Origin of the sequence: Flavobacterium melibiosi, from assembly GCF_048158545.1 — a bacterium.
GTDB lineage: Bacteria > Bacteroidota > Bacteroidia > Flavobacteriales > Flavobacteriaceae > Flavobacterium > Flavobacterium melibiosi.
On sequence record NZ_JBLNKU010000001.1, the window covers coordinates 35501 to 47758 of the forward strand.

General features: G+C 32.8%; 14 protein-coding genes. 7 read left to right on the forward strand and 7 right to left on the reverse strand.

Translation table 11 applies throughout. The features are described from left to right. The first annotated feature begins 122 nt into the window (after nucleotides 1-122). Nucleotides 123-455 carry a single-stranded DNA-binding protein gene (locus ACM55F_RS00175; protein ID WP_039108265.1) on the forward strand — a complete coding sequence of 111 codons (333 nt, stop codon included), beginning with the start codon at nucleotides 123-125 and terminating at the stop codon, nucleotides 453-455. A gap of 237 nt (nucleotides 456-692) precedes the next feature. On the opposite strand, the gene ACM55F_RS00180 is transcribed toward ACM55F_RS00175, so the two are convergent. The 7 genes from ACM55F_RS00180 to ACM55F_RS00210 all read right to left on the reverse strand — a co-directional run bounded on the left by ACM55F_RS00180 (nucleotide 693) and on the right by ACM55F_RS00210 (nucleotide 7623). Beyond that, the gene (locus ACM55F_RS00180; RefSeq protein WP_416851663.1) at nucleotides 693-857 is read right to left on the reverse strand and encodes a hypothetical protein; all 165 of its coding nucleotides are present in this window, start codon (nucleotides 855-857) and stop codon (nucleotides 693-695) included. A gap of 56 nt (nucleotides 858-913) precedes the next feature. Continuing rightward, nucleotides 914-1432 carry a ferritin gene (locus ACM55F_RS00185; RefSeq protein ID WP_416851664.1) on the reverse strand — a complete coding sequence of 173 codons (519 nt, stop codon included), beginning with the start codon at nucleotides 1430-1432 and terminating at the stop codon, nucleotides 914-916. Nucleotides 1433-1968: 536 nt separating this feature from the next. Further along, nucleotides 1969-3225 carry an OmpA family protein gene (locus tag ACM55F_RS00190; RefSeq protein WP_416851665.1) on the reverse strand — a complete coding sequence of 419 codons (1257 nt, stop codon included), beginning with the start codon at nucleotides 3223-3225 and terminating at the stop codon, nucleotides 1969-1971. 335 nt (nucleotides 3226-3560) lie between these two features. Continuing rightward, entirely contained in the window at nucleotides 3561-4247 is a 687-nt protein-coding gene (locus ACM55F_RS00195; protein WP_416851666.1) for an HAD family hydrolase, read from the reverse strand. Nucleotides 4248-4309: 62 nt separating this feature from the next. Further along, a complete protein-coding gene (locus ACM55F_RS00200) occupies nucleotides 4310-4897 on the reverse strand; it encodes a transposase (protein ID WP_416851667.1) in 588 nt (195 codons plus the stop codon). A gap of 167 nt (nucleotides 4898-5064) precedes the next feature. Beyond that, nucleotides 5065-7125 carry a methionine--tRNA ligase gene (metG, locus tag ACM55F_RS00205; RefSeq protein ID WP_416851668.1) on the reverse strand — a complete coding sequence of 687 codons (2061 nt, stop codon included), beginning with the start codon at nucleotides 7123-7125 and terminating at the stop codon, nucleotides 5065-5067. Between the two features lie 336 nt (nucleotides 7126-7461). Beyond that, nucleotides 7462-7623, reverse strand: a complete 162-nt coding sequence (locus ACM55F_RS00210; protein WP_416852039.1) for a helix-turn-helix domain-containing protein — start codon at nucleotides 7621-7623, stop codon at nucleotides 7462-7464. A 347-nt stretch (nucleotides 7624-7970) separates the two neighbouring features. Between ACM55F_RS00210 and ACM55F_RS00215 the strand changes: the two genes are divergently transcribed. The 6 genes from ACM55F_RS00215 (at nucleotide 7971) to serS (ending at nucleotide 12181) form a co-directional block, all read left to right on the forward strand. Continuing rightward, on the forward strand, nucleotides 7971-8873 hold the full coding sequence (locus tag ACM55F_RS00215) for a hypothetical protein (RefSeq protein ID WP_416851669.1): 903 nt from the start codon (nucleotides 7971-7973) through the stop codon (nucleotides 8871-8873). Between the two features lie 167 nt (nucleotides 8874-9040). Next, nucleotides 9041-9412 carry a hypothetical protein gene (locus tag ACM55F_RS00220; RefSeq protein WP_416851670.1) on the forward strand — a complete coding sequence of 124 codons (372 nt, stop codon included), beginning with the start codon at nucleotides 9041-9043 and terminating at the stop codon, nucleotides 9410-9412. A gap of 54 nt (nucleotides 9413-9466) precedes the next feature. After that, nucleotides 9467-9727, forward strand: a complete 261-nt coding sequence (locus tag ACM55F_RS00225) for a hypothetical protein (protein WP_131914485.1) — start codon at nucleotides 9467-9469, stop codon at nucleotides 9725-9727. A gap of 310 nt (nucleotides 9728-10037) precedes the next feature. Further along, nucleotides 10038-10208 carry a hypothetical protein gene (locus ACM55F_RS00230; RefSeq protein WP_416851671.1) on the forward strand — a complete coding sequence of 57 codons (171 nt, stop codon included), beginning with the start codon at nucleotides 10038-10040 and terminating at the stop codon, nucleotides 10206-10208. 68 nt (nucleotides 10209-10276) lie between these two features. Next, a complete protein-coding gene (locus tag ACM55F_RS00235) occupies nucleotides 10277-10816 on the forward strand; it encodes a DMP19 family protein (RefSeq protein WP_416851672.1) in 540 nt (179 codons plus the stop codon). A 93-nt stretch (nucleotides 10817-10909) separates the two neighbouring features. Next, entirely contained in the window at nucleotides 10910-12181 is a 1272-nt protein-coding gene (gene serS, locus ACM55F_RS00240) for a serine--tRNA ligase (protein WP_416851673.1), read from the forward strand. Nucleotides 12182-12258 lie beyond the last annotated feature (77 nt).

Here is a 12258-nt window from a genome sequence, read left to right on the forward strand (position 1 = left end):
CAACCGAAAGTAAACAGTTAGTAACCGAATAAATTTTGGAACGCGCCGCATCTTTGCAATGTTGATTTGAAACAATGATTCAACAAATAACTATATACACTAACATTTAAATTTTACACGCCATGAATGCATTAAGAAACAAAGTACAGTTAATTGGACACGTAGGAAATGATCCGGAAATCAAAACATTTGACGGAGGAAAAAAATTAGCTAATTTCACTTTAGCGACAAATGAAAGCTACAAAAACGACAAAGGAGAAAAAGTAGAAGAAACCCAATGGCATAAATTGGTTGCTTGGGGAAAAACTGCCGAAATCATTGAGAAATATGTTACTAAAGGAAAAGAAATTGCCATTGAAGGGAAACTAACCCACAGAAGTTACGATGATAAAAACGGAGAGAAACGCTATATTACGGAAGTCGTGGTTAATGATGTGCTTCTTTTAGGGAAATAGTTTTTTAGTGATCCGTCCCAGTTTTCGGCATCAGTTTACAGTTTATCATTTCGACACCATTTTGTCTTTTCTCCCGAAGCTTGGGAGAAGGATAAATCTCTACCCAGTTTTCAGTTATTGTAATGTTGTAAACTGTGACTGAAAACCAAACAAAAAAACCATCGACAGTTATCGGTGGTTTTTTTTAACTAAATGTGTGGACTGCGACTGTAAGCTGCGACGGAACACTTTTTATTTTTATTTTTTTCCTAAATCAAATCTAGGGCAACGTTTGCAACGCTTGTCTTCCCCTTTTTTATAACTTTCACAACATTTTGATTTGAGTTTGCCCTTAGGAACATCCTTTTTATGGGACTCTTTTTTATCCTTTTTCTTTTCCTTATTTTTTTTCTTTTTACTCAATTTCGGCAGCATTAAAATCAAGTTACATTATTCTATAGATTCCAAAAATTGTTTGGCTATTTTGAGTCTTTGTTTGTAGAGCTATTTAAAGCCATTTGTTGGATATCTCTGTCAAACAAATACAAACCGCCTTTGTCATCACCAATTAGGTTTATCTTATCTAAAATAAGCTTAGCCTGAGCTTCTTCTTCAATTTGCTCGGCTACATACCATTGCAAAAAATTATGTGTGGCATAATCTTTTTCTGAAAACGAAATGTGAACCAGTTCGTTAATTGATTCAGAAACAAAAATTTCGTGTTTATAAAGTTCTTCAAACATTTCCTTGAATGTTTCATAACTAATTTTTGGCGCTTTTAATTCGCTTACTCTTGCATGGCCGCCACGTTCATTTATATAGCGAACCAATTTAAGCATGTGTACCCGTTCTTCGTCAGATTGGGCATACATAAATTTTGAAATTCCTTCCAAACCATGAGTTTCTGACCAAGAAGCCATAGAAAGATAAGTTTGGGATGATTCCGCTTCAATACGAATCTGATGATTCAACGCGAGTTCTATGTTTTTTGATAGCATGGTAGTGAGTTTTTAGTAAAGTTACAAAAAATACTTAATTTGTTGATTCATAATCTCTTGAAATAATCTGTAAATAACTCTAAATATAAACCTTTCCTTAGTTCATGATGCACAGAAACAGATACTGATGTTGTTTCTTTTGCGGTCTCTGAAACTATCATTTTTATGAAGGAAATAGTCGGGTTGAAAATGAATTACATTGTCATCTCCGAAAGTTCTTGTAAAAAGATGAGTTGTGTTTTGAATGCGTTCAATTTCTGTTCGCATAGTTTTCAAAACAATAAAATCAGCATTATATTTCAATCAAATAAAATCCAAGGCTGCCATCTTCAGGACCAATAGTTGTGAAGCCATTAATTTGATCACAAATATATTTGTCATCAGAAATCATTTAGCGAAAAGATTAAAAGTGTTTTCAAGTTTCAAGAACGTTTATCTAATGAAATTGATATGTAATTCTTAAAAGTGAAATTTTTAGACATAAAAAAAGCCCTAAAAGAAATTTCCTTTAGGGCTTTTTGATATAAAGAATTAGATTATTTTACTCTAAAAGTAACTTTTCTAACTAATTTTCTAGCTGCATCTGAATCTTTATCAACTGAAGTATCTTCACCTGCTGCAATAACATTTAATCTAGCTGCATCAACATTAGCTTTCACTAAAGTGTTTTTTACATTAGTAGCTCTTGCATTAGATAATTTATCATTGTATGCAGATCTTCCTAATTCGTCAGCATGACCAATAATGTCAACTGAAGCAGAAGGATTGTTTCTCAAGTAAGTTAAGATAAAATCAATACCTTCAGAAGAAACATTCGTTGGTTTAGATTTGTCAAAATCAAAATAAGCAGCAACATAACCACCATTAATTAAACTTTTGATCAATTCATTATCGTATACAGTAGTAGAGTCAGCTTTACTAGTGTAATTTTTCATGATATAATCTTCTGTTTCGTCAGGAACATTATTGTTGTTCTTGTCAATTGATCTACCTTTAGTATCTACCATTGCACCTGCAGCAGTATTTGGTTCTTGATCCAAATAATCAGCTACTCCGTCATTGTCAGCATCAAGCATTTTTGTTTCGATTGCTGTAAGTCTGTTGTCTATAACATTGAATCTATCTTCATTATCAAGAACCCAGTCAGCATGTTTTACATTTTTACCTAAGTAAACTGTTATCCCTGCAGTACCATTAAAAAGGATTCCACCGAAACCTCTAGTATTTGATGAACTAGCACCATCAAAAGCCATGTTTTGTTTTGCATTAAGAATTGTTGTGAAATCTCCTGTTAATGAGATTCTGTCAGACAATTTGATTTGACCAGTTAAACCAGCCATAAAATTACCAATTCTGTCTTTTTTATAAGAAGGATCTTCTCTTTCTAATAATGACAAACCAACACCAGCATGACCTAATAAGCCAATTGTTTGAGTCCAAGTTTCAAAACTCATTATTCTTCCTAAGTTAGCAACACCTTGTAAGTCTACTCTGTAGTACTTAGTGTCGAAATCAATAGATTCTTTTTCTCCTGTGAAACTGTTGTAGCCAAAATCAGCTTTCAAACCAAATTTGTTGTTAAACATGTAACGAACTCCTAAATCAACAACATAAGGACTTATTAGTGAAGTTGAATAACCTGCACTCATAGGTCTTTGAGGTTTGTTAAAACCGCCAGCTAATTCAACTGACCATTTGTTAAAGGCATCTTCCGTGCTTTTTACAGTTTCTGTTTGAGCACTCATAGTAGTCATAACAGAAGCAAATACTAAAGTAAGTATGATTTTTTTCATATTGTTTCAATTTTAATTTAGTGCAAAAATACATCACAATATTTAATTAAAAAACCCAAACAGTTAATTATATAAGGATTAATAATTATTCTGTAATGATAAAAAACGTATTATTCATTTAATAATCTGAAAATCAACATTTTGAAATCAACAATAAGAAAACATTAATTTTTTAAAAAATTATAAAAAACAGTAAAAAAACAGATTTTATACTGTAGATACCGCTTATTAAATCAATTTATCGAAGTGATTTGGATTAAAAATGTCTTTTTATCACCATTGTCTAATCGCTTAATTTTAACCTAGTTTCGCTATTTATACCTAAAAGCGTCGAACTATTCCAACCTTTTCAAAACTTCCGTTATATTTTCGAAAGCACTGAAATTCTCATGTTCTACTTTATGGTCAATTTTTTCGTGTGCCCAAGTCGTGTGAAACGGAATATGAACGGCGTGTCCGCCAATGGCTAAAACCGGTAAAACATCCGATTTCAAAGAATTTCCAATCATAAAAAATTCGGAAGGTTGTATTTCTAATCGTTTGATTAAATCAGAATAATCAATTTCCTGCTTGTCTGACATCACTTCGATATGATGAAAATAATGGCCTAAACCGGAATTATGTAATTTCCGGCGTTGGTCTAATAGATCCCCTTTTGTGGCAACGACCAATTTGTATTTTCCGTGTAAAGTTTCCAACGTTTCTTCCACACCATCTAATAAAACAATTGGTTTTTCGAGTAATTCTTTTCCATATTGAATTATTTTTTCGATGATTTCAATCGGAATAGTATTGTTTGAAATATTCATGGCTGCTTCAATCATCGAAAGAATATAGCCTTTTATTCCGTATCCGTATAATTTTAGATTATCAATCTCCACCTTAAAGAGTTCTTTGGAAATTCCTTGATGCGACAAATAATCTTCCATCAAACCACAGAATTTCTTCTCGGTTTCATCAAAATACGTTTCGTTGATCCATAAGGTATCATCGGCATCGAAAGCAATTACTTTTAGGCTCATAAAATGGTATGTTTTTTTGGTATAATACAAAAGCTATTTCTGAATATAATCTTACAACTAGTCTAGTTGTAAAATTTGTCTTCTTTCCACAGTTCAGGATTGGTTTCTATATAATTTTGTATTCTCTCAAATGATTCGGAATCACGAATAATATGATCATGAAAACGTGCTTGCCATTCAAAATCAGCATGCATAAAATGTGCGTTTTTGGTTAATACCGATTTGTATGAACGAATTATGGTTGAAATTGTACCCGATTTAGGTGAAATCTCCGCCATCAGTTCCTTTTTATTGATGGTTTCTGTCGCATTCACGGTAGAGACTTTACATTGCAACGTCTCTACAATGTCATCAACGATAATCTGTTTATTAATTATCAATATTCCATGAATGTGATTCGGCATAATGATATAATTTCCCAATTCAACAAATGGGAAATGGTTTGGTATTTCAGCCCAAAATCGCTCAGCTAATTTTCCGATTTCATTCAACTGCATTTCATTCTCGTCTGCAACAGAAATAATTTCACCAAAAAAATGTTCCCTATTTTGGGTACAAATCGTAATAAAATAGGCGCCGTTATTTCCATAATCCCAATTTTTCAATCGGGCAGAGGGTATGCGGTATTTATTTTGAAATTTGTTATTCATATTATTTTCGTTCGCATTTATCGGTAGAGACGTTGCATTGCAACGTCTCCTGTATGTTGATGATAACGAATATAATAATTTTTATATAATTTCTGAATGGTTCTTGGTTAAAACAAATAGAGACGTTGCACTGCAACGTCTCTACGTAATCGTGGATATATGAATATTTAATTTATCGTCTCTCCATTTGCAACACCATCCGTGTCAGGATTTACAAACACCAATTTTCCTTCTGCATTTGTGGTCATTAAAATCATTCCTTGACTTTCTACGCCGCGAAGGTTTCTTGGAGCCAAATTCACTAAAACAGTTACTCGTTTCCCTACTATATCTTCCGGCTTAAAACTTTCGGCAATTCCAGAAACAATGGTGCGAACATCAATTCCGGTGTCTACTTTCAAAATCAAAAGCTTGTTCGCTTTCGGCATTTTTTCGGCTTCCAGAATTGTTCCTGTACGAATATCCATTTTGGCAAAATCCTCAAATTGAATGGCTTCTTTTTGTGGTTCTGCTTTTTTGTTTTCGGCAGTATTGGCAGTTTTAGTCGCTTCCAGTTTGTCTATTTGTTTTTGGATTTCCTCGTCTTCGATTTTAGCAAACAATAATTCCGCTTCTCCAATTTGGTGACCCACCGGAATCAAATCAGAATTTTGAGCAATAGTATTCCAGTTCAACGGACTTTCTATTTTTAGAATTCTTGATAATTTTTTAGCTGTAAATGGCAGGAAAGGTTCGCAAAGTGAACTTAAAGCCGCAGCAATTTGCAATGCCACATACATTTGTGTTTGCACACGTTCTGGATTGTCTTTGATAACTTTCCAAGGCTCTTCGTCGGCTAAATATTTATTTCCTAAACGAGCCACATTCATCAATTCACTCAACGCTTCACGGAATCGGTAACGTTCCAATGAACTCGAAATCACAGCCGGATACGCTTTCAGTTCTGTTAAAGTAGCTTCGTCCACTTCCGAAAGTTCATTCGGTTGAGGAATGATTCCGTTGTAATATTTATTGGTTAAAACCACAACACGATTAATGAAATTCCCGTAAATCGCAACCAATTCATTGTTATTTCTTGCCTGAAAATCTTTCCAGGTAAAATCATTATCCTTAGTTTCCGGCGCATTCGATGTCAAAGCATAACGCAAAACATCTTGCTGATTCGGGAATTCTTCCAAATATTCGTGCAACCAAACTGCCCAGTTTTTAGACGTAGATAATTTATTTCCTTCCAAGTTTAAGAACTCATTGGCAGGAACATTATCCGGCAAAATATAACTTCCTTCGGCTTTCAACATTGCCGGGAAAATGATGCAATGGAAAACAATATTGTCTTTCCCAATAAAGTGAACCAGTTTCGTGTCTTGATCTTTCCAATACGGTTCCCAATCTTTTCCTTCGCGCAAAGCCCATTCTTTGGTAGATGAAATGTAGCCAATCGGCGCATCAAACCACACGTATAATTTTTTTCCTTCGGCGCCTTCAACAGGAACATCAATTCCCCAGTCCAAGTCACGAGTTACCGCACGAGGTTCCAATCCACCATCAATCCACGATTTTACTTGCCCGTAAACATTCGGTTTCCAGTCGTTTTTATGTCCAACGAGAATCCATTCTTTCAAGAAATCTTCATAACGGTCCAAAGGCAAAAACCAGTGTTTCGTAGATTTCAAAATCGGTGTTTCTCCTGTAATTGTCGATTTTGGATTAATCAAATCCGTAGCATTCAACGTAGAACCGCATTTTTCGCATTGGTCACCATATGCTTCTTCGTTGCCACATTTTGGGCAGGTTCCCACCACAAAACGATCTGCCAAGAATTGGTCTGCTTTTGCATCATACAATTGCTCGGTTATTTCTTCGATAAAATCACCTTGCTCATACAGTTTTCTAAAAAATTCCGAAGCCGTATCATGATGAATTTTAGCCGAAGTTCTAGAGTAATTATCAAATGAAATTCCAAAATCAGAGAATGATTTACGGATAATTCCATCATATTTATCGATTACTTCTTGTGGCGTAATGCCTTCTTTTTTGGCTTTCATCGAAATCGCCACTCCGTGCTCGTCACTTCCGCAAACAAACAAAACGTCTCTTCCCTGCAATCTTAAATATCTGGAATATATATCTGAAGGTACGTAAACACCCGCCAAATGGCCAATGTGAATCGGTCCGTTCGTATAAGGCAATGCCGCTGTAATCGTATATCTTTTTGGATTCTGTATCATGATTCAATTTTATTGAGTGCAAAAATAAGCAATAGAATTTTTATTTGAAGCTATTTCCCGCTATCCGTTGCAATCTTTTTCTAAACGCTGTCAGGGTTTTGAACACTAACAGCGTTTAGAAAAAGGATTTTCACTGCTATCGGGGCTAGGGTAGTCATTTTCATAAGAACGTTTTCGTCTTGTTTGTCATTTCGAGGTTTAATTCTTTTACAAAAAAAGTCAATGGTAGGAACGAGGAATCAAAAAAGAATTCCTAAAACTTGAAAAAACAATTTGGTTTATTAGATCAGAGTATGATTTTAGTGTGGTAAAAGTTGATTATTGTCGATCTAGTAGTTATTCTTCAAATAAATCACTTCCATTAATATTTAAGGAATTGACTATTTTCATCATTGCGCTAATCTTTATTTCTTGTTTTCCTTTGATATGTTTTTTCAAGTTTTCAACATCTAAACCTGTACCATATACTACATCACGTTGTTTAATATTCTTAAATATTTAATGATTGCTTTTATTCTGTTTCCAATTAGAACAATAATTTGTGGGATTTCTTTTTTCGCTCTACACTCATGCAATGAATTTAGTTGTAATCGATTTTTTATAAGTGATTGTAAATAGTCGGTTGTTTAAAGCTGTAAATATTCTATATTTGTAAAAAGGCAGATTTTTCTTTAAAAGTATTTACGTAATTAACCACAATTCTATGGTTTTTAATGCTATATAACTTAAATGAATAGATAGAAAGAATTGAAAGAAATGAGATTTAAGAAGATAAAGTCAGCAGAATTAGAAAATACAACACAATAAATATTTTAAATAAAATACCAGATTTAAAAATTCAAGTTATGATTCTTAAATACTTACAAAGAACTAAAAAAGGAAGAAAATACATGGTTATTCATGTATTTTTTTTATTAATAACAAACTTCTGTAATTCACAAACTAAATTAATATATGAAGGTAAATATTTAGGTGGTTTTGCAAAATATGAATACTTTGAAACCAATGATTATGAAAGAATTAAACAAGGGTCTTTTTTATATAATTCAACAGATAGAAAAGTTATCATTGAAGGAAACTTTAAGGATAATAAATTTAATGATAATTGGACTTTTGTTTATAAAGAGAATATAGGTTATAATAAAGAATTTAGTTATATAAATGGTAAATATATAGGAGGTAAAAAAAATGGTTTGTGGACATATAAATATAATAATCCTGATAAAAAAATACATAATGTGTCATCTTTTACTTTTAAAAATGACACATTAATAGGTGAAATAGTACTTGACGATTTTAAAATTGAATTAGATTCATTGGGGAATTTTAATGGCTTAATAAATTTTAAAGGTCGAAGTAGGTCTGGTGACAGAACAGGCTTTATAATTGAATTTTACAAAAATCACATCATCAAATATATTGAAAAAGAAGAACAAGACGGAAGAGTTTTAGAAAAATATACACCAAATAGAGATAGTATAATTAATTTTATAAACAATAAAAATAAAAATATAATTAGTTTTGATTTATCAAATAAAGACAGATATTGTAACTGTAAAATTTTTGGATATGAGGGTAAAGATTATGAATTAATTGAAAATGTGACCTATAGCTATGTAGTGAATTTTAGAGAAAATATTCAAAAAAAACAATCAATAGCTATAGGTGCTGGTTCATTTTATAATGACTTCGTTTCTTTTGTTCTGAAATCTCCTGAATTATTATTTTTTAAAAAAGAGAATGAATAAAACCTTTTCAGTAAAATAACTCACGTTACTCAAAAGCACTATGAAATTTCATAGTGCTTTTGAGTAACGTGAGTTAGTAAATTAGAATTACAAAATGAAGCAGATAAAGTTGCAAAATCATTTGTAAAACCCGATGGCACATTTGCATATAAATAAAAACTAAAAAAATGAAGAAAATTGTTAGCTTATTTATTTTATTTACGCTTTTAACATCTTGTGGAGAACAACCTAATTGTAATGATGAAGAAATTACAAATACAGTTTTTCAGATTTTAGAAGAAAATAATGAAATCTTAATTAATGAAAATGGTAATAGAGCATTTATATACAATGTAAGTGCCAAAGACTCAAAAATAGATAATATAATGACCACTTCCATTGATAATAGTTTGAAAATTTGTAACTGTGAAGGAAATATTAAAATTGGAGATACAATTATTTATAGGGGTTCAATTAAATATACAGCTCAAAAAAATGAAAATGATGATTTAATTGTAAAGGTAGAATCTGTAAGTCCATTATCTAAAGAATATAAGTAATCCATTAAATCAAAAACTGAATGATTATTGTATTCCATAATTTATTATAAAAAAATGAAACCAAAAGACAAAATAAACCTATCAAAAGATCACAGTATCGAATGGGGAGAATCAAGCTGGGATAATGGAAGTGATTTTTCAATAAGAAATAGATTTGATAATAATTCAAATGGAGGATTTAATATTAGAGGATCAAGTGAACTTCCATGGCATGATTTCAATACTATGATTTTAGAAAGTATCAAAAGAAATCATTTTACTGAGTTAGATATTACAAATATATTGATTGAAATAGCAAAAAATAGAATAAAATAATTACTATATAAAGGATCTCTGTTTAGCCTTTGCGAACCTTGGTGTTATAGCTTTTATGTAAAGATTTATGAAATTTTTTATGAAAACCTTAGCGCAACTTCACGAAGTTACCTCGTAAAATCGAACCAATTTAAACTAAGGTTTCAAGTTCTAAAAACCCGATAGCGAAGATATGCAACCATCTGGCTCGTTTGCAACGAGTACCTATTTACTTCTGAGAACTAAATAAGGCGTTTGCAACGCGGAAATGAAATAAATAAAAGAATCTGTTTTTATATCTTTGCAAACCAAACTAAAGACGTCTTAAACCATGCCCAAAGGACCCGAAAAAAACACCAAAAATAAGGCTTTACACACCAAATTGCTAAATCGAAAAAAGGCTAAACTTCAGGAAGAGAAAAAAGAAAAAGCGTTGCGTTTGAAAGCTTTGGTTACAAAAATGAATCAGAAAAAGAATAGCGACGAATCTGATGTTATTTAAATCACATTGTATTTCTTTTCTGTTTTTATTTACCCGAAATTTGCAGTAAATATTCAAACACAAAACCTATGGAATTCGGTAGAATAATTATTTCAGAAACCGCGATGAACAGTGAGAACCTTCAAGATGTCATTCACTCTAATATTTCGGTAATCAACTTAATGCGCGAGGAAGGAGTAAACGACGATTTGATTCACGAAGATGCTTTAATGAGTTATTATTTAGATTATTATACGTTGCAATATACCGAAGGAAATTTTGCTCAGTTTGTCTATAATTCAAGTTGGGATAAAGAACTGAATGAATTGATAGAAGAAGGTTTGGCTTTGATTGGCGCCGAAAAACATTTGGAATTGTTCCAACAACAATCCAAAAAAGTAAAATTAATGAGCAGTGTAAAGCTGAATAAATTCCTGAAAGGGAAATTGGAAGGCGTAAATCCTATCAGAGATTTGCTCAACAACGACACTTTTTTCGAAATTGAAGAAAACCTAGTTACTTTGAATGCTACTTTCTTAAAAACGCACCCCGATTTTGAAGTCCTTTCTGTAGACGACATGTTTGCCACCTTGGAAGAATTTGTGGGTCATGAGATTAAAAGAGCTTAGCTAATTTTCATCAAAACTTTGTCCCGTTTCTATCAAACATTTCCTTAAATTTGCTTCCATTATTATATAAGTTAGCGTTAAAAAAATCAAGCTATGTTACAAATCGCATTTATTAGAGAGAATCAAGAAAAAGTAATCACCGCTTTGGCAAAGAGAAACATCGATGCTACAAGTGTTGTTGAAGAAGTGGTACAACTGGACGAAAAACGTCGCGCTACGCAAGTGGAGTTGGACGGAATTTTATCCGAATCTAATAAATTATCCAAAGACATTGGCGAATTGATGAAAGCGGGTGAGAAATCAAAAGCCGCAATCTTAAAAGAAAAAACAGTTTTAAACAAAGAGAAAAGCAAAGCTCTAGCAGAAACGGCTGATGCGCTTGCCGCAGAACTTTTAGAGAAATTATACACCTTACCCAATCTTCCGGCTGATATTGTTCCTGTTGGGAAAACACCAGAAGAAAACTTAAACGTTTTTGAAGAAGGTGAAGTTCCAGTTTTGCATGAAGGTGCTCAACCGCATTGGGAATTGGTAAAAAAATACGACATCATCGATTTTGAATTGGGTGTAAAAATCACTGGAGCAGGATTTCCGGTTTATAAGGGAAAAGGGGCGAAGTTACAACGCGCTTTGATCAATTATTTCTTGGATAAAAATACAGCTGCCGGTTACAATGAAGTTCAGGTTCCGCATATGGTAAACGAAGCATCTGCTTACGGAACAGGACAATTGCCGGATAAAGAAGGGCAAATGTACCATGACAAAACCGATGATTTGTACTTGATTCCAACAGCAGAGGTTCCGGTAACGAATTTGTTCCGTGATGTAATCTTAAATGAAAATGAATTGCCAGTTTTAACTACGGCTTACACGCCATGTTTCCGTAGAGAAGCAGGTTCTTATGGTGCGCATGTACGTGGATTAAACCGTTTGCATCAATTTGACAAAGTGGAAATCGTTCGTGTAGAACATCCGGATAAATCATACGAAGCTTTGGACGGAATGGTGGAACACGTAAAAAATATACTTCAAGAATTGAAATTACCATACAGAATATTGCGTCTTTGTGGTGGCGATATGGGATTCACATCGGCTTTGACTTATGATTTTGAAGTTTTTTCTACGGCACAAGATCGCTGGTTAGAAATCAGTTCAGTTTCTAATTTTGAGACTTTTCAAGCGAATCGTTTGAAATTACGTTTCAAAGACAAAGACGGAAAAAATCAATTGGCACACACTTTAAACGGAAGTTCATTGGCTTTGCCAAGAGTTCTGGCAGGGATTTTAGAAAACTACCAAACTCCGGAAGGAATCGTAATTCCAGAGGTTTTACGTCCGTATTGTGGATTTGATATTATTGACTAAAATCAAAAAATTTGAACCATATAAGTAATTTAAGATCACGGAAGTGTTCTGTGAAAAAATCAACGGACAACGTTGGA